This window comes from Oceanimonas aquatica (assembly GCF_030732065.1).
Taxonomy (GTDB): Bacteria; Pseudomonadota; Gammaproteobacteria; order Enterobacterales; family Aeromonadaceae; genus Oceanimonas.
The window spans coordinates 472180-490842 of sequence record NZ_JAVBHX010000001.1; the positions used below are offsets into that span (position 1 = coordinate 472180).

The window sequence follows — 18663 nt, forward strand, 5'->3', positions numbered from 1 at the left end:
ATAGAGTGGCGAACCAGGGCAGGCCCGGCATGGCGGAACTCAATCATAAAACATGGCACCACATGGACTGCGGGCAGGCATTGCATGCCCTGCAGGCCAGCGAGCGCGGGCTTACCGCCGGTGAGGCGGCCGCCCGGCTGGAAAGGCAGGGCCCCAACCGGCTGCCGGCGCTCCCCAGGGTAAGCCCCTGGCGGCGCCTGCTGCGGCAGTTTCACAATATTCTGATTTACGTGCTGCTGGGCTCGGCCACCATTACCGCGGCGCTGGGGCACCTGGCCGATACCCTGGTGATCCTGGCGGTGGTGCTGGTCAATGCGGCCATCGGTTTTTTGCAGGAAGGCAAGGCCGAGCGGGCCATGGAGGCCATACGGGGCATGCTTACCTTGCGGGCATCGGTACTGCGGGACGGTGCCCGCCGCTCGGTGGAAAGCGAGGGCCTGGTACCCGGCGATGTGATTTTGCTGGAAGCCGGCGACAAGGTGCCGGCGGATGTGCGTCTGCTGGCCGCCAGCGGCCTGCAAATGCAGGAAGCCATGCTCACCGGCGAGTCACTGCCGGTCGATAAACACCCTCAGCCGGTGCCGGCCACTGCTGCGCTCGGTGACCGGCAATGCATGGCCTACAGCGGCACCCTGGTTACCAGCGGCCAGGGCAGGGGAGTGGTGGTGGCCACCGGAGCCAGCACCGAAATTGGCCGCATCAGTGGCATGTTGTCTGCGGTAGAGACCCTGGCCACGCCGCTGTTACTGCAAATGAACCGGTTCGCCCGGTGGCTGACCCTGGTGATTTTGCTGGTGGCCGGCGCCTTGCTGGTGTTTGGTTATTTTGTGGAGCGGCTGGCCTTTGCCGAGCTGTTTATGGCGGTGGTGGGGCTGTCGGTGGCGGCCATTCCCGAGGGGTTGCCGGCGGTGCTCACCATCACCCTGGCGGTGGGCGTCGTGCAGGCCATGGCCCGGCGCAAGGCCATAGTGCGGCGCCTGCCGGCCATCGAGACCTTGGGCTCGGTGTCGGTGATCTGCACCGATAAAACCGGCACCCTGACCCGCAACGAAATGATGGTGGCCACCCTGGTCACCGCACAGCATACCTTCACTCTGGAAGGCGAGGGCTATGCGCCCGAGGGCAACATTGTGCTGGGCGAGCAGGTGGTGAACGCCCGGGAGCACGCCGCCTTGCTTGAGCTTGGCCGGGTGGCGGCCCTGTGCAACGATGCCGCCCTGCACCGGCATCAGGAACGGTGGACGGTGGAAGGCGATCCCATGGAAGGCGCCCTGCTGGCCCTGGCCGGCAAGCTGGGCATCGAGCCGCATCAGGTACGGACCCACTGGCCCCGTACCGACGTGATCCCCTTTGATGCCCGGCACCGTTTTATGGCCACCCTCAATCACGATCATGCTCACCATGCTCAAGTGCTGGTCAAGGGGGCGCCCGAGCGTATTCTGGCCATGTGCAACCGGCAGCGCACTTCAAACGAGGGCAGCGAGCCGCTGAACGGGGCGTATTGGCAGCGGCAGGCCCGGACCATTGCCGGCCGGGGGCAGCGAGTGCTGGCCCTGGCGGTGAAGCCCATGCCGCCCCGGCACACGGTGCTGGAATTTGCCGATGTGGAGCAGGGGCTGACGTTGCTGGGGCTGGTGGGCCTGATGGACCCGCCTCGGCCGGAAGCGGTGAGCGCTCTTCGCGAATGCCATGAGGCGGGCATTGCCGTCAAGATGATCACCGGCGATCACAAGGACACGGCGGCGGCCATTGGCCGGCAGATTGGCCTGCGACATGCCGGGGCGGTGCTGACCGGCAGTGATCTCGACGCCATGAGCGACGCCGACCTGGCCGACGCCGTGCTGAACACCGACATCTTTGCCCGCACCAGCCCGGAGCACAAGCTGCGCCTGGTGATGGCGCTGCAGTCTCAGGGCATGAGCGTGGCCATGACCGGCGACGGCGTGAACGACGCCCCGGCCCTGAAGCGCGCCGACACCGGCATTGCCATGGGCGCCAGGGACAGCGAGGCGGCCAAGGAGGCAGCCGAGTTTGTGCTTACCGACGATAACTTTGCCAGCATAGTGGCGGCGGTGCGGGAAGGGCGCACCGTGTACGACAACATCAAAAAGGTGATCAGCTGGACCCTGCCCACCAGCACCGGCGAGGCCATGACCATTATTGTGGCGCTGCTGTTTGGCATGACCTTGCCGATCACCCCCATCCAGATCCTGTGGATTAATCTCATTACCGCCGTCACCCTGGGGCTGGCGCTGGCTTTTGAGCCCACCGAGGCCAATGCCATGCGTCGTCCGCCCCGGGCCAAAACCGAGTCGCTGCTGAGTGGCGCGCTGGGCTGGCACATTGTGCTGGTGTCATTGCTGTTTCTGGCCGGGGTGTTCGGCATTTACCGCCACGCCATGGCCCAGGGCCATTCGGTGGAGCTGGCGCGTACCATGGCGCTCAACACCCTGGCGGTGATGGAGATTTTTCACCTGTTTTTTATTCGAAACCTGTATGGCACCTCGCTTACCTGGCGGGCCATCAAGGGCACGCCCGTGGTGTGGGCCACGGTGATCGTGGTGACGGTGGCCCAGTTTGGCATTACCTATTTGCCGCCCTTACAGGCGCTGTTCAGCACCGAGCCGGTGCCGGTGGTCGATGGTCTGCTCATTATTGCCGTGGGCGTGGGGCTGTTTGCCATTATTGAAACCGAAAAACAGCTGCGGCTGCGCTGGCGAGCCGGCCGCTGAGGCGGTGCGTGGCGGTGACGCTGTGTGCTGAATATACTTTGCTCACCACCTCGCGGAGGCAATTGAAGCCAGCAGCTCATGATCCCATCACTTGTTTATGCCGACCGTTACCGCAACGAGGGCACCCGCAGCTACAGCCGCCATGCCGCCTACACAGAAGCGCGGCAGGCCTACCGGCCCGATGCCGACCACGGCGGTTTTGAGTTGCCGGTGTTTGCGTTGCCCCGGGCTCAGGTGAGTGTGTATGCCGCCAATCCGGCGCCGGCGCTGCTGGCGCAGTATCTGAACGATGAACAAGCGCTGTTTTGCCTGCATCCGCAGGTGCTGGAGGCGCTGCCGTATGATCCTTATGTCCGGCATATTCTGGCCTCGGGCATTCGGCAAACAGGCATTGAGGTGATACCCAGCTCCTCATCCCGCACCCTGTATGTACGGGATGGCGTAATTCCCCATGCCATCAAGGTGCATTTTCCGTTTCGGGTGTCCCGTTACGAACGGAAAATGCGCGACGAGGTGATTGAACAGGCGATCAATGTTTCCCTGGAGCTGGAGCAGGGTATAGCGCGGTTCGATCATCAGTTTGCGTTTTTGCGGGAAGTGCTGGGCGTGGTGCACCACAGCCTGAACGAAGAAACGGGCCGGGGAGAAAACTGGGGCTACCTGGTGCGGGAGATGAGCCCCTTTCCTCAGGTGCCGGAACCGCGCAGCCTGCTGCCCGGCTTTGCCCTTTACGGCCGGGATTTTTTCAACCCCAAGGCCCGGCCGCTGCTGTTTGAGCTGATTGGCGAGCGGGATCCGCGCCAGTACGTACTCGACCACATCATGCTGCCCATTGTGCGCCACTGGGTGCAGGCGTTTCGACAGTTTGGTTACCTGCTCGAGCCCCACGGCCAGAACCTGCTGCTGGAGCTGAATGACAAGCAACAGGTTAGCCGCCTGGTGCACCGGGATCTGAGCGTGGGCATCGACATGCGCCGGCGCCGGGATTTGGGGCTGGGCAGTGGCCACCTCAATGATTACAACCGCATGGAAAGCAGCGAGTTTCACAGCATTACCTACGACAAGTTTATGGGCAGCCATTTCTTTGACCGCATCGTGGCGGAGTGTCAGGCGGAATACGCCGGCCTCAACCGGGATGACTTCTGCGGCCCCTGCCGGGAAGAATTTGCCCGCTTGTTTCCCGACCACGCCCGTTATTTGCCGCCCACTGTGTGGTACTTCAGCGAGCGGCGGGATCAATACAACAAGCCCCTGTATCAGAACACCGGACAGTCGCCCGAGTGGCGACCAGGGAGGAAACCATGAGCAGCATGCACGCCGGCGCCTGCCTGTGTGGTGGAGTACGGTTTGAGGTGCGGGGCACCTTCAACGCTTTTTACCTGTGTTATTGCCGGCGTTGCCGAAAAGGCACGGGCTCGGCCCACGGCGCTAATCTGTTTTCCGGCACGGCCACGTTAACCTGGTTACAGGGGAAGGAGCTGGTGCGGGTGTTTCGGCTGCCGGAAACCCGCCACGTCAGGGGATTTTGCCGAGTATGCGGCTCGGCGTTACCGGTGCAGGATGCCGACACCGGCCTGCTGATGGTGCCGGCGGGCAGCCTGGATACGCCGGTTTTGCTGCGCCCCAAGGCACGGCTTTTTGTGGGCAGCCGCGCCGGCTGGACCCACGGGCTGGAGACCGTGCCCGGGTTTGATGCCTTGCCGGAGCAGAGGTGAGGCTGCTTTGCACACAGCCCCTGCCTGATTGAACTCTGGCTTGCGCCCGGTCGTTAAAGGCACTTGTATTGAAACAGGTGAATCACATCAAGGAGAACACGTATGGACAGCTTTCTGAATGCCTGGCGGCCACTGGTGCTGAGCCTGGTGCGAATGGTGACAGCGTTTTTGTTTATGCAGCATGGCGGGCAGAAGATTCTGGGATTCCCGGCGGCTTCCCGGGGCGAGTTTGAGTTGTTCTCACTGATCGGTGCGGCCGGAGTGCTGGAGCTGTTTGGCGGTGCCCTGCTGCTGGTGGGGCTCTATACCCGGCCAGTGGCCTTTTTACTGTCGGGACAGATGGCGGTTGCCTATTTTATGGTGCATCATCCCCGAGGTTTCTGGCCGCTGAACAACGGTGGCGAGCTGGCCATCATGTTCTGCTTCGTGTTCTTTTATCTGGTGTTTGCCGGTGGTGGCAGCTTTAGCCTGGACCGGCTGCAGCGCCGGCGCTGAGCGAACGGATGTGGGAAGAATGAGCGGTCGCGATTATAATGCGGCCGTTTTTTTATATTTTTTCAGGTGCTTATGAAACTCAAAGACATCGACAAAGGCCGCTATCGTCGCCATCTCAACCGGGTATTTATCGGCTCGGCCCTGGCCCTGGCGGTACTGAGCCTGGGCATTTCCCAGCTGCTGATCGCCTTTTTTCCCGATGCCGACGGCAACCACTTTCACTGGAATCTGCTGGGAGTGGTGTTTGCCGCTCTGCTGGTGGGGGCGGGGCTCAGCCGCTCGCGCCGGCATCCCTTTATGACCGAGGTGGTGTATGTGTGGGAGCTAAAGCAGCGGCTTAACAAGATCAGCCGCAAGCGCCGTCAGATAGAAGCCGCCGCCAAAGAAGGTGACGCCACCGCCATGCAGGTGCTGCAGTTTTGCTACGCCGGCTCGCGCCAGCTGTGGCAGCTGGACGACAACACCATTGTGATGGACGAGCTGTCCGCCAAAGAGACCGAGCTCAACAACCTGGCTGAAGAGCACGGCGTTACCCTCGATACCGATGCCTATGATGAAGCCATGCTTGATCGTTTTTAGTCCTTGGGAGTTAAAACCATTGAAGAGGCCGGGTGGCCTCTTTTTTTGTGCCTGACGGCGCCGATGTGGAACATTCACGGCCAATCTGGCCGTACTGGCTTACCCTTTTCTAAGTGGAGTGTCGCCTTCAGCTACAGGGAGAAGGTGTAATGCGCGAAGATGACGACGGCTGGCAAGTGATTGAGTTATGCGACTTCGTCTGCCCGGCGCCGCCGGCCAGCAGCCGGTTGCGCCGGGGGCTGCGCCGGCTGGGCCGGTTGCTGGTGGGCCACCACGACGAGCCCGAAAGCGGGCTCGATGGCCGAGTGCCGAGCCATGAAAATTTCGACCGTCAGCCGGCGGTGGCGGCACTGGCCCGCTGGGCCGAGCACTGGCCGGGGACGCGCGCCGAGGTGCGTTTTTTGCTGGATCCTCCCTTTAGCGGCACCGCCGACATGGCCCGGGACTGGGCCGGTAAACGGCGCTGGCCTTGTCTTTCCCCTCCCGATGAAAGCGAGCTGGCCGGCGCCGATGTCAGCGGCTGGTGGCGTCGCCAGGGCGTCCATGGCCCCTGGCTGCTGGATGAACTGGCCCGGTATTTTCTGCGTACGCCCACCGGCATGACGTTTTTGCGTGATTTGCTGGTGAGGTTGCTGGAAGGGAAGCTCGGCTCCGGGCTGGTGGTGTGCAACAGCTGGACTTATCGTTTTATTCACCAGGCCTTTGCGCTGGTGCTGCCCCATCCCTGTTGCCTTGCGCCAGTAACGCCGCACATGTTGCAGCCCCTTGGGCTTAAGGGCGCCGGCAGAAAACTGGCGGCGCTCACCGCCGATGCCCGGGGCAATGCGGGTGTGGCCCTGGCCCTGTGGACCGCTGATCACGCCGACAACGGTGGCCGGCCCGAGCTGCCGACCGAGGCCGACGACACCACCGCCTTTGTGCTCTATGCACTGTTGTTGCACGGCGGCCTGGAGCCAAAACGCCTGCAGTGGGTACTGCCCATGCTGGGACCCGAGCGGCTGGCGGCCTCTCTGCAGCGGTTGGAATACTGCGGCCAGGTGGTCTGGCAGGGCACCCGCTGGCAGCTGAGCCCGGCGGCCTATCCGGCGGTGCGGGAGTTCCTCGCCAGCCGGGATCATTGCCTCGACGATTTTTAGTCAACAGCGAGCGAGGGCACATTATGGACACCGACCAACTCACCGGGCTGTTTCGCCGCATTACTCCCGCCATTATCACCGAGCTGGTGCTGGTGGTCATCGCGGCCATGGTGCTGGCCTGGCTGGTGCAGTTTGCGCTGCCCTGGCTGGCCAACCGGCTGCATGGCCGGCGCCGGCACTGGGTGCTGGCGCTGATCCCGACGCTGCGCATTCTGGTGGTGCTGGTGGCCATTGGCTGGGTGGTCAGCCTGCTGATCGAGCCCTCGTTGCGCAACATGGTGGCCATTCTCGGCACCGTGGGCCTGGCCCTGGGCTTTGCCCTCAAGGATTACGTCAGCAGTCTGTTTGCCGGTGTGGTGGCGGCCTATGAGCGGCCCTACCGGCCCGGTGACTGGATAGAAGTGGACGGCTGCTACGGCGAGGTACGCCACATTGGCCTGCGGGCGCTGGAAATGGTCACCCCCGACGACACCGTGGTGGTGGTGCCGCATTTAAAGCTGTGGAGCGAGCTGATCCGCAATGCCAACAACGGCGGTGCCAGCCTGATGTGCGTGGCGAGCTTTTACCTGGCGCCCGAGCACAATGCCCATGCAGTGCGCCGGGCGCTGCACGACGTGGCCCTGTCCAGCCCTTATCTCAAGCTCAACCGACCTGTAGTGGTGGTGATGGAAGATCATCCCTGGGGCAGCCGCTATCGCATCAAGTCCTATCCCATGGATCCGCGCCAGCAGTTTTTGTTTGTCTCGGATCTGACCGCCCGGGGCAAGGCCACCCTGCAGGCCATGGGGGTGGAATTCGCCCGGGTGGAAGCCATGGCGGGAAGCGGGGAGAGTAATGCGGGGTAGTTGCAGGTCCCATTAAAACCGAACCTGCAGAAAATGAGTAGGTTGTGATGAGCGTAGCGAATCCCAACAAATACGGGCGACCACGACATGTTGGAATTCGCCGAAGCTCATTCCAACCTACGTTTCCGGCTGTGATTACACCTTCAGCGGGGTTACTCTGTTGTCCTCTTCATCCTGCTGCTGACGAATCTCTTCATATTCCGCCTGCTGAGCCAGCACCGAGCCTTCCGGGGCTTCCGAGGTGGTGCCCTGCTCCCAGGGGGCTGATTCAGGCAGCTCCTCGATATGAATGGTCTTGAGGGAGTAGTCCGGCTGGTAGTGCAGATCGTACTTGGCGGCCTTGATGATCGACATCATCATCATGGCCATGATGACGATAAGCGGCGCCCCGGCGAAGATGGAGGCGGTCTGCAGGGTGGAAAGCCCGCCCAGGAACATCAGCACCGCCGGCATAAAGCACAGGGTAAAGGCCCAGAACAGCCGGTTCCAGCGGTGCGGTTCGTCGTCCACTTCCTTTTGCACCACAGACGCCAGAATATAGGAAATGGAGTCAAAGGTGGTGGCGGTAAAAATGATGGCCAGCAGGGTGAACACGGCGATCATCAGCCAGCTCATGGGCAGGGTTTTGAGTACCGCGAAAATCGCTGTGGTCGGGCTTTGCTGGTTGAGAATGGTCACGATGTCGAGCTCGCCGGAGAGCTGCAGATAGAGGCCATAGTTGCCCAGGATCACAAAGAACACGGCGCAGCCCAGCGAGCCGAAGAAAATCGAGCCCACCACCATCTGGCGAATGGTACGGCCTTTTGAAATCTTGGCGATAAACAGGCCTACCGTGGGGGCGAACACCAGCCACCAGGCCCAGTAGAAAATGGTCCAGTCCTTGGGGAAGCGGGTTTCGTTAAAACCGTGCTCGGTAAAGGGCCCGAAGGATTCGGTCCAGGTCATCATGGTGATCATGTCGGTCAGAGAGCGACCGATACTTTCCAGTCCGGTGTTGAGAATAAAGCCGGTAGGGCCGGCAAACAGTACCACCGCCAGAAACGCCAGCGCCAGGTAGAAGTTGATGTTGGAGAAAAACTGAATGCCGCTTTTCAGGCCGCGCCAGGCGCTGTAGGCAAACAGCGCCGTGGTGCCCAGCAGCACCAGCATGCGGGTCCAGGCATTCACCGGCAGGCCAAACAGCTCGTGCAGGCCTTCGGTCACCATGGGGGAGGCAAGCCCAAGCGTGGTGGCGCCGCCGCCAATCATGCCGAACACGAAAAACACATCTACGATTTTGCCCCAGTTACTGGAGGAAAACTTCTCGCCAAGCAGTGGCGCCAGGCTCTGGCTTACCTTGAGCCGGGGCGAGTTGCGCACATGGGCGAAATAGGCGATGGGAATGGCCGGGATCAGGTAAATGGACCAGGCCACCGGGCCCCAGTGGAAAATACCGTAGGTAGAGGCCCAGCGAATGGCCTCGGGGGTGCCGGCTTCCAGGCCAAAGGGCGGGCCCTGATAGTAATAGGCCCATTCAATAATGCCCCAGTAAAGAATGCTGGCGCCAATGCCGCCGCAGAACATCATGGCTGCCCAGGAGCCGTTTTTGAATTCCATTTCGTCTTCGGGCTTGCCAAGCTTGATGTTGCCAATATCCGAAAACGAAATGTAAATCACGAACAGTACGGCGGTGACGCCCAGCGCCAGGTAGAAAACACCAAAGGTGTCGGTGATATAGTTTTTGGCCTCGGCCACCCAGTTGGCGCCCTGCTCGGGATACAGCACCAGTGGCAGGGTGACGGCGGCGAGAATGAATAGGACTGAAAAGAAAGTGAAACGGTCAATACGAGTATCGGGAACATGATCCTGTTTCAGCGGGTGCTGGTGCAGATCGGTATCAAAACTCCCAAGGTGAATACTGTGTTCCTGTTTTGCTGTCATTCAATGACTCCCTGTTATTGTTATTTGTTGGCCCGGACACTCCATGCGCCGGACGACCCGGCTAACCGGTGAACAAAAAACCTTAGGATTGTAACTATTTTCAGTCGCTTGGCAACGGCTGCATGGACTGCCGTTTTTTTCACCGACAAAAAACGGCGCTTAATGTCGTGCCGGTTCGGCACTATCATGGGCGTCACGCACGGGAAACAAGGACTCGGAATGCAGAACAATAACGGGCTCAGCCCCGGCCTGATGGTGGTGCACGGCAATCACCTGGAGGCATTGCGGGAGCTGGCGGTAACCTGGATGCGGCGCTATCCGCTGGCGCCGCTCGAGAACGAAGTGATACTGGTGCAGAGCAATGGCATCGCCCAGTGGCTCAAGCTGGCCCTGGCCGAGCACCGCAGCGGTGGCATTGCCGCCGCCGTGCAGGTGGAGTTGCCGGCCCGCTTTTTGTGGCAAAGTTACCGTGCCGTGCTCGGCAGCGACACCATTCCGCGGCTGTCGCCGCTGGACAAGGCACCGCTTACCTGGCGGTTGATGCGGCTGTTGCCCGGACTGGTTGCGGAGCCGGTCTTCGCGCCCCTTGAACGTTTTTTGCAGGACGATAACGACGGTCGCAAACGCTACCAGCTGGCCGAGCGGCTGGCGGATTTGTTTGACCAGTACCAGGTGTACCGGGCCGACTGGCTGGCGGCCTGGCGCGATGGCAAAAACGTCATTATTCATGGTCGCCGGGGCGAGCACCCCCTGGATGAAGCGGCCCATTGGCAACCGGCGCTGTGGCGGGCCCTGCTGGCTGATGTGGGCGAGCAGGAGCTGGCTGGCAGCCGGGCCGGAGTGCATCCGCGCTTTGTGGAGCAGCTGCGCACCTGTGAACAGCGGCCTGCCGGCCTGCCAAGGCGGGTGGTGGTGTTCGGCATTTCCTCGTTGCCGGCGCAAACCCTGGAAGCGCTCTCGGCCATGGCCCGGTTCAGCCAGGTCTTGTTGTGCGTACACAACCCCTGCCAGTATCACTGGGGAGACATAGTGCCGGACCAGGATCTGCTGCGCCACCAGTACCGTCGCCATGCCCGCAAGGCCGGCCAGGCACCGGGACTGAACGAGGTGGAGCTGCACCAGCATGCTCATCCGTTGCTGGCGGCCTGGGGCAAGCAGGGGCGGGACTACATCAACCTGCTCGACAGCCTGGACGATCCCGACAGTTACCGTGAGCGCTTTGATGCCATCGGCAGCCGCATCGATCTGTTTGGTGAAGGCGATACCGGGCAGTTGCTGGGTCAGCTGCAGGACGACATTCTCAACCTGCGTCCGCCGGCGGAAAGCCGGGAATACTGGCCGCCACTGGCAAGGGAGCAGCTCAGCGTCGAGTTTCATGTCGGCCACAGCGCCCAGCGGGAAGTGGAAATTCTTCACGATCAGCTGCTGGCCCGGTTCTCGGAAGACGACACCCTGCGCCCCCGGGACATCATCGTCATGGTGCCCGACATCAATGTCTATGCGCCTCATATTCAGGCGGTATTCGGCCAGTACGAGCGCGACGACGACCGTTTTATTCCCTATACCCTGGCGGATCAGGGCAGCCGGGGCAGCGAGCCGCTGCTGATTGCCCTGGAGCACCTGTTGCGCCTGCCCGACAGCCGGCTGCCGGTGAGCGAAGTGCTGGACCTGCTGGATGTGGCTGCCCTGCGCCGGCGCTTTGGCATTAACGAGGCGGATCTGCCGGTGTTGCGCCGCTGGATTGAAGGCGCCGGCGTACGCTGGGGACTGGATGCCCGGCGCCGGGCCGGCCTGGGTCTGCCCGACGCACTGGAGCAAAACACCTGGCGCTTTGGCCTGCGACGCATGTTGCTGGGCTATGCCGTGGGGGCGGGCGAGACCTGGGCCGGCATTGAGCCCTATGACGAAATCGGTGGCCTGGATGCGGCCATGATAGGCCCCTTGGTGAGTTTGCTCGACGCCATCGACGTTCTGCACGATACCCTGACCGAGCCGGTGCCCGCCAACGACTGGTCGGCACGGCTGCTGGCGCTGCTGGCGCGCTTTTTCGAGCCGGACAGCGAGCGCGAGCAGGATCTTGTGGCCGGGATGATCGAGGCTCTGGAGCAGTGGCAGGAGCTCTGCACCGGGGTCGATCTCTCCGAGCCGCTGCCGCTGACCGTGGTGCGCGAAGCCTGGCTGGGCGCGGTGGATCAGGGCCGGCTCAGCCAGCGTTTTCTGGCCGGAGCGGTAAATTTTTGTACCCTGATGCCAATGCGCGCCATTCCCTTTCGCCGGGTCTGCCTGCTGGGCATGAACGACGGCGACTACCCCCGCAGCGTGATGCCCCTCGACTTCGATCTGATGGCCGGCGATTACCGCCCCGGGGATCGTTCCCGCCGGGAAGACGACCGTTACCTGATGCTGGAAGCCCTGCTCTCGGCCCGGGAAGGGCTCTATATCAGCTGGGTGGGGCGCAGCATTCGCGACAACACCGAGCGTCCGCCCTCGGTGCTGGTGGGCCAGCTTCGGGATCACCTGAACGGCTGGCAGCTGGAGCAGGGCGGCGACGTGCTCGAGGCCATTACCATCGAGCATCCGCTACAACCCTTCAGCCGGCGCTATTTTACCGAGGGCAGTCCGCTTGCCAGCTATGCCCGGGAGTGGGTACAGGCCGAGGGGGAGAGCCCTGGTGCCGACGCGCCGCTGCCGGCCTGGCAGCCGGACGGCCCCGTCTTGCTGGAGCAGTTGCAGCAGTTTTTGCGCCAGCCGGTGGCTAGCTTTTTTGCCCGCCGGCTCAAGGTGGTGCTGGATGAAAGTAGCGCCACCGAGCAGGACGAAGAGCCTTTTGCACTGAATGGTCTGGAGCGCTATGTCATCAAGCGCGAGCTGCTCGAGGCCGCCGCCGGTGCCGATGACGCGGCCGCCGCGCTGGCCCGGGCCGCCGCCCGGTTGCAGGGCCAGGGCCGGTTGCCCCTGGCGGGCTTTGGCGAGCGACTGCGGGCCGAGGTGCAGGCGGCGCTGCCGGAGCAACTGGCCCGTTATCAGGCATTGTGCCATGCCTGGCCCACGGCCCTGACGTCACCCCAGCCGCTGGGGTTCGAGCATGACGGCCTGCAACTGGAAGGCTGGCTCGGTGGCCTGCGCCAAAACGGTGAGCGGCTGGTGCTGATTGAGCTGCAACCGGGGGATCTGCAAAGCGGCAAGAGTTTGCGCTGGCACCGGTTGTTGCGGGCCTTTGTGGCCCAGGTGGTGGCCTGTGCCTGCGGCATTGAGCTAACCCTGTATCTGGTGGGGGAAGACGTGACTCTGCACGGTGCGCCCGTGGAACAGGAAGAAGCGCAGCACCTGGTGCGAGGCTGGCTCGAGGGCCTGCGAGCGGGCATGACGGCGCCGCTGCCGGTGGCACTGAAAACCGCCGTGAGTGGCCTTGAGCAAAAAGACGAAAGCAAGGCCGAGCAGGCCGCCCGTAAAACCTATGAGGGGGATGGCTTTCATTATGCCGGTGAGCGGGCCGAAAGCGGCGCGCTGGCGCGCCAGTTTCCCGACTTTGACGCCCTTACCATTGACGGCAGCTTTGCCGCCTGGAGCGAGCAACTTTACCGGCCCTTGTTGGACCATGGCCCCAGGCCCCTGTCGCAGGAGACCTCATCATGAGCGCATCGCGTCCCCTGGCGCTGACCTTTCCCTTACATGGCAGCCGGCTGATCGAGGCCAGTGCCGGCACCGGCAAGACCTTTACCATTTCGGCGCTGTATCTGCGGCTGGTGCTGGGCCACGGCGGCGATCAGGGCTTTACCCGGGAGCTGTTGCCGCCGGAGATCCTGGTGGTCACCTTTACCGACGCCGCTACCCAGGAGCTGCGGGATCGCATTCGCGCCCGGCTGGTGCAGGCGGCGGCGGTGTTTCGCGGCGAAGCCGACGGTGACGATCTGCTGGCCACCCTGAAGGACGATTTTGCCCCTGAGCAATGGCCCGGCTGCGCGCACCGACTCGACATTGCCGCCCAGTGGATGGACGAGGCGGCGGTATCCACCATTCACGGCTGGTGCCAGCGCATGCTGCGCGAGCACGCCTTTGACAGCGGCAGTCTGTTTACCCAGACCCTGCAAACGGATCACAGTGACTTGCTGGCCGAGGTGGTGCGCGACTACTGGCGCCGGCAGTGCTACCCGCTGCAGGGCGCGGCACTCGACTGGGTGATGGAGCACTGGCAAACCCCGGATGCGCTGTTGCCCAGGTTGCGCGCATTGCTGAGCGAGCCAGGTGAGGATGACGGTGAGCTGGAAGCATTGCTGGAGCGCACCCTGAGTGAACGTGAACAGGCGCTTGCCGATCTCAAGGCACCCTGGCCGGCCTGGGCCGATGAACTGGAATTGCTGCTCGACAAGGCGGTGGCCGACAAGGCCGTCAATGGTCGCAGGCTGCAGGCCCGTTTTTATCAGCCCTGGTTCAACAAGCTGCGGGCCTGGGCCGGATCCGGCGAGGCGGCGCTGGATCTGGGCACCGGCTTTACCCGGCTGACGCCCGATGGCCTGGCAGAGGCCTGGAAAGCCGGGGTGCCGCCCAGCCATCCGGCACTGGAGGCCATGGTGACCCTGCCGGAACAACTGGCGGCACTGGTGAGCCCGGACGAGCCGGCTCTGCGCCATGCCGCTGCCTGGGTGCGCCGGCGCTTTGAACTGGAAAAGCGCCGGCGCGCCGAAATGGGCTTTGACGACATGCTCACCCGCCTCGACGAGGCCCTGGCGGGGGAAAACGGACCGCGCCTGGCCGAGGTGATCCGCCGTCAGTTTCCGGTGGCGCTGATCGACGAATTTCAGGACACGGATCCGCTGCAATACCGCATTTTCGATACCATTTACCGGGTGGCCGACAACAGCGCCGACAGCGGCCTGTTTATGATCGGCGATCCCAAGCAGGCGATTTACGCCTTTCGCGGCGCCGACATATACACCTATCTGTCGGCCCGCGCCGCCACCGAAGGCCGGCACTATACCCTGGACACCAACTTTCGCTCTTCCCAGCCGATGGTCTCGGCAGTGAATCAACTCTTTGAGCGGGCCGAGCAGCATGCCGAGGGCGCTTTTCTGTTTCGCGACGGCGAGCACAACCCGCTGCCCTTTGTGTCGGTGAAGGCAAAAGGGCGGGATGAATGCTGGCACTGTGAGGGCGAGCCTCAGCCGGCGCTGACCCTGTGGCAGCTGGAGGCGGACGATGACACGCCGTTTTCCGGCGGTGCCTACATAGATCAAATGGCGGCACGCTGCGCCAGCCACATGACGCAATTGCTGAATCAGGGCGGGGCGGGACGGGCCGGGTTTGCCGGCAAGGATGGATTGACGCCGGTACAACCCAGTGACATGGCGGTGCTGGTGCGCAGTTTTCGGGAAGCCCAGGCCATTCGTGAGGCGCTGGCGGCTCGGGGCGTTCGCAGTGTGTATTTGTCCGACAAGGACTCGGTGTTTGCCAGCCCCGAGGCGGCCGATTTGCTGCACTGGCTCAGGGCCTGCGCCGAACCGGAGCAGGATGGCCGGCTCAGGGCGGCGCTCGCCACCGCCACCCTGGGGCTGAGCCTGAACGAGCTGGAGCGGCTGAATCAGGACGAGCGTCACTGGGAAGGCAGAGTGATGCAGTTTCGGGACTATCGCCGTTGCTGGCAGCGCCAGGGCGTGCTGCCCATGGTGCACCGGCTGCTGCACGACTTCGGGCTCCCGGCCCGGCTGCTGCGGGGCACCGAGGGCGAACGTGGTCTGACCAATATTCTGCACCTGGCCGAGCTGATGCAGCAGGCCGCCGCCAGCCTCGACGGCGAGCAGGCATTGATCCGCCACCTCGCCGAGTGCATGGACGGTGAGCGCCAGGCCGCCGATGAACAAGTGCTGCGGCTTGAAAGCGACGCCGCCCTGGTGCGGGTGGTGACCATTCACAAGTCCAAGGGACTGGAATACCCCCTGGTATTTCTGCCCTTTATCTGCAGTTTTCGGGAAAGCGGCGCCCGTGGTGCCGCGGTACAGCTGCATGAAGGCGGCCGCAAGCGGCTGGTGCTGAGCCCCACCGACGAACAAAAGGGGCAGGCCGAGCGCGAGCGGCTGGGTGAGGATCTGCGGCTGCTGTACGTGGCTATGACCCGAGCCCGTTACGCCTGCTGGCTGGGACTGGCGGACATCAAGGTCGGTAATGGCAAGGCCTCGCGCCTGCACGACTCGGCCATGGGCCGGCTGCTGAGCGGGGGGGCCGAACTGGCTGGTCCCTTAAGCAACTGGCTGACCCCGCTGGCAAGCGAGCACACCGCCCTGTGCGCTGCCCCCGAGGTGACTGAGGCGGGCTGGATTGATACCACCGCCGAGCTGTCGCCACCGGTCTGGGCCAGCCCGGCCCGGCCCGCCGCCGAGCACTGGTGGATAGCCTCTTACAGCGCCCTGCTCAGCCGGGATGATGCCGGCCGGCGCTTTGACGATGCCTCGCCTGAGCGGCCCGAGGCGGGCAAGGCCGGTGACGACGAGCTGGAACGGCCCTTTGTGCCGCTGCGTCCCGGCGAAACCCCCAGCCTGCACCGTTTTCCCAGAGGCCCGGCGGCGGGGACCTTTTTGCACGGCCTGCTGGAGCTGGTGCTGAATGAAGGTCTGGCGGCGCAGCCCGAGGAGTTGGCTGCCCAGCTGGCCCGGCGCTGCCAGCTGCGGGGCATGGGAGAGTGGATCTCGCCGCTGGCCGACTGGCTGCAAGGCCTGCTGGCCACTCCCTTGTTCGAGGGCGGGCCGGCACTGCAGGCACTCACCTGTTTTCAGCCGGAAATGGAGTTCTGGCTGGAGGTCAGCCGAGTGCGCATTCCCGAACTGGACGCCCTGGTGCGAACCCATGTGCTGCCGGAGCGAGAACGTCCGGCCCTGGCGCCGGGCCGGCTCAACGGCATGCTCAAGGGTTTTATTGACCTGGTGTTTGAACATGATGGTCGCTACTACGTGGTGGATTACAAGTCGAACTGGCTGGGGCCTGATGACGCCGATTACACTTTCCAGGCCATGGAAGATCAGATAATACGCCACCGTTACGATCTGCAATACGTGCTTTACGTACTGGCGTTGCATCGCCAGTTGTTGCTGCGCTTGCCCGATTACGACTACGACACTCACATGGGCGGGGCTCTTTACCTGTTTGTGCGCCGCCCCGGCGCCGCCTGGCTGGAACGCCCGCCACGGGTGCTGATAGAAACCCTGAATGCGCTGTTTTGCGGCGAGCACACCGAGGAGGTTCAGCCATGATCACCACCGAGACCACCACTGCCGAGCTGCTGGCGCTGCTCGACCGCTGGGTGGAGCTGGGCTGGCTGCGCCCCCTGGACCGGGCGCTGGCGGGCTTTTTTGCCGAGCAGCAGCCTGACGCCGACGCCCGTGTGCTGCTGGCGGCGGCACTGGCCAGCCACCAGCTGGGTCATGGCCACGTGTGCCTGGATCTGGCGGCCACCCTGGCCGAGCCCGACTTCGCCCTGTCGTTGCCGCCGGAAGGGGAGGAAGGCCTGGCCGACGCCTGGCTGCCGTCGCAACAGCTGACGGCACTGACCCTGGCAGGCTGGGCGCAGGCGCTGGCCCACAGTGAGCTGGTGGCGGCGAATGGCGAGCCGGAACGACCGCTGGTGCTGCATGGTGAGCGTGTGTACCTGCGTCGTTACTGGAGCTACGAACAAGGCGTAGCCCGGGCTCTTGCGGCCCGTATCAGCGACGACAGGCCGGTGCCCGGTGATTTGTCCGACTGGCTGGAGCGGCTGTTTCCCGAGCCGCTGGTGCTGGACGGGGAGCGCCAGACCGACTGGCAAAAACTGGCCTGCGCCCTGGCGGCGAGCAGCGGTTTTACCCTGATCACCGGCGGCCCCGGCACCGGCAAGACCACGACAGTGGTGCGCTTGCTGGCGCTGTTGCAGGGCACCGCCGAGCAGCCGCTTCGCATTCGGCTGGCAGCGCCCACCGGCAAGGCAGCGGCCCGGCTCACCGAGTCCATCGGTGCCCAGGTGGCTTCGCTGCCGGTGGACGACAGTGTGCGGGCCCAGATCCCGGCGGAGGTGAGCACGCTGCACCGGCTGCTGGGCAGCCTGCCGGGCAGCCGTCATTTTCGCCATCATGCCGGCAATCCGCTGCCGCTGGATGTGCTGGTGGTGGATGAAGCCTCGATGATCGATCTGGAAATGATGCACAGCCTGCTGTCGGCGCTGCCGGCCCATGCCCGGCTGCTGCTGCTGGGCGACAAGGATCAGCTGGCCTCGGTGGAAGCGGGGGCGTTGTTGGGGGATTTATGCCGTCATGCCGAGCAGGGCTTGTATCAGCCCGAACGCCTGGCCTGGCTCGAGCAGGTCAGCGGCGAGCGGCTGGTACACCCGTCCCTGGTGGCCGGTGAGCCGGGCCGCCACGGCCTGGCCCAGCGCATTCTGATGCTGCGTTATTCCCGCCGTTTTGCCGGCGGCTCCGGCATCGGCCGGCTGGCAGAGGCGGTTAACCGCCAGCAGCCGGGACTGGCCCGGGAGCAACTGGGCGGACGGGCCGAGGTGGCGGCGGTGCGGCTGAAGGGAGAGCAGGATGCGGCGCTCAACCGACTGCTGCACGGCGGGCGGGGGGAGGCCGTGGGTTACGGCCATTATCTGGTGCAACTGCGTGATGCTCGGCCCGCTGCCGGCACCGCCTTTGACGATCCGGCCTGGAGTGACTGGGCCAAGGGCATACTCACCGCCTTTGATGAATTCCGGTTGTTGTGCGCGGTGCGCCGGGGCCCCTGGGGGGTGGAAGGGCTCAATATCCGTATCGCCGGCCTGCTGCACCGGCGCGGTTTGCTGGAAGCCCAGGAAGGCTGGTACGAGGGCCGGCCGGTGCTGGTGACCCGCAACGATTACAGTCTGGGGCTGATGAACGGGGATATCGGTATTGCCTTGCGCCTGCCCGAGGAAGACGGCCGTTTGGTACTGCGGGTGGCCTTTCCCCGCAACGACGGCAGCGGTGAGCTGCGCTTTGTGCTGCCCAGTCGGCTGGGGGAAGTGGAAACCGTGTTTGCCATGACGGTGCACAAGTCCCAGGGCTCGGAGTTTGCCCATACCGCCATGATCCTGCCGGAGGCGTTGAACCCGGTGCTGACCAAGGAGCTGCTGTACACCGGCATTACCCGGGCCCGGCACTGGTTTACCCTGCTGGAGCCGAGAAAGGGCGTGTTTGAGCAGGCCATCGCGCGCCGGGTGGAGCGGCGCAGCGGCCTGCTGGAAAGCCTGTCGCAGGAATAAGGA

11 protein-coding genes are annotated in these 18663 nt (G+C 63.8%); 10 read left to right on the top strand and 1 reads right to left on the bottom strand.

All coding sequences use genetic code 11. The features are described 5' to 3' along the window. Positions 1–29: 29 nt before the first annotated feature. The 7 genes from Q9290_RS02235 to Q9290_RS02265 all read left to right on the top strand — a co-directional run bounded on the left by Q9290_RS02235 (position 30) and on the right by Q9290_RS02265 (position 7502). Positions 30–2732: a cation-transporting P-type ATPase gene (locus Q9290_RS02235; protein WP_306078001.1), complete on the top strand. Its 2703-nt coding sequence runs from the start codon at positions 30–32 to the stop codon at positions 2730–2732. A 78-nt stretch (positions 2733–2810) separates the two neighbouring features. Next, complete coding sequence (locus Q9290_RS02240; RefSeq protein ID WP_306078002.1) at positions 2811–4037, top strand: IucA/IucC family protein; 1227 nt, start codon at positions 2811–2813, stop codon at positions 4035–4037. Further along, positions 4034–4447: a GFA family protein gene (locus Q9290_RS02245; protein ID WP_306078003.1), complete on the top strand. Its 414-nt coding sequence runs from the start codon at positions 4034–4036 to the stop codon at positions 4445–4447. The genes Q9290_RS02240 and Q9290_RS02245 overlap by 4 nt, the downstream gene beginning before the upstream one ends. Positions 4448–4549: 102 nt before the next feature. Then, positions 4550–4942, top strand: coding sequence for a DoxX family protein (locus Q9290_RS02250; RefSeq protein ID WP_306078004.1), 393 nt, complete (start codon positions 4550–4552; stop codon positions 4940–4942). A 72-nt stretch (positions 4943–5014) separates the two neighbouring features. Continuing rightward, positions 5015–5521 (top strand): DUF3087 domain-containing protein, encoded by a 507-nt coding sequence (locus tag Q9290_RS02255; RefSeq protein WP_306078005.1) that lies wholly within the window; start codon positions 5015–5017, stop codon positions 5519–5521. 149 nt (positions 5522–5670) lie between these two features. Continuing rightward, entirely contained in the window at positions 5671–6657 is a 987-nt protein-coding gene (locus tag Q9290_RS02260; protein WP_306078006.1) for a hypothetical protein, read from the top strand. Positions 6658–6680: 23 nt separating this feature from the next. Continuing rightward, positions 6681–7502, top strand: a complete 822-nt coding sequence (locus tag Q9290_RS02265) for a mechanosensitive ion channel family protein (RefSeq protein ID WP_306078007.1) — start codon at positions 6681–6683, stop codon at positions 7500–7502. A 135-nt stretch (positions 7503–7637) separates the two neighbouring features. Here Q9290_RS02265 and Q9290_RS02270 read toward each other — a convergent pair whose 3' ends face one another. Continuing rightward, positions 7638–9422 carry a BCCT family transporter gene (locus Q9290_RS02270; RefSeq protein ID WP_306078008.1) on the bottom strand — a complete coding sequence of 595 codons (1785 nt, stop codon included), beginning with the start codon at positions 9420–9422 and terminating at the stop codon, positions 7638–7640. A gap of 219 nt (positions 9423–9641) precedes the next feature. Here Q9290_RS02270 and recC point away from each other — a divergent pair, with 219 nt between their 5' ends. The 3 genes from recC to recD are packed head-to-tail and all read left to right on the top strand — an operon-like array spanning position 9642 to position 18660. Beyond that, the gene (gene recC, locus Q9290_RS02275; RefSeq protein ID WP_306078009.1) at positions 9642–13058 is read left to right on the top strand and encodes an exodeoxyribonuclease V subunit gamma; all 3417 of its coding nucleotides are present in this window, start codon (positions 9642–9644) and stop codon (positions 13056–13058) included. Next, positions 13055–16663: an exodeoxyribonuclease V subunit beta gene (recB, locus tag Q9290_RS02280; protein WP_306078010.1), complete on the top strand. Its 3609-nt coding sequence runs from the start codon at positions 13055–13057 to the stop codon at positions 16661–16663. Before recC ends, recB begins: the two co-directional genes overlap by 4 nt. Next, positions 16660–18660, top strand: coding sequence for an exodeoxyribonuclease V subunit alpha (recD, locus tag Q9290_RS02285; RefSeq protein ID WP_306078011.1), 2001 nt, complete (start codon positions 16660–16662; stop codon positions 18658–18660). Before recB ends, recD begins: the two co-directional genes overlap by 4 nt. Positions 18661–18663: the final 3 nt, after the last annotated feature.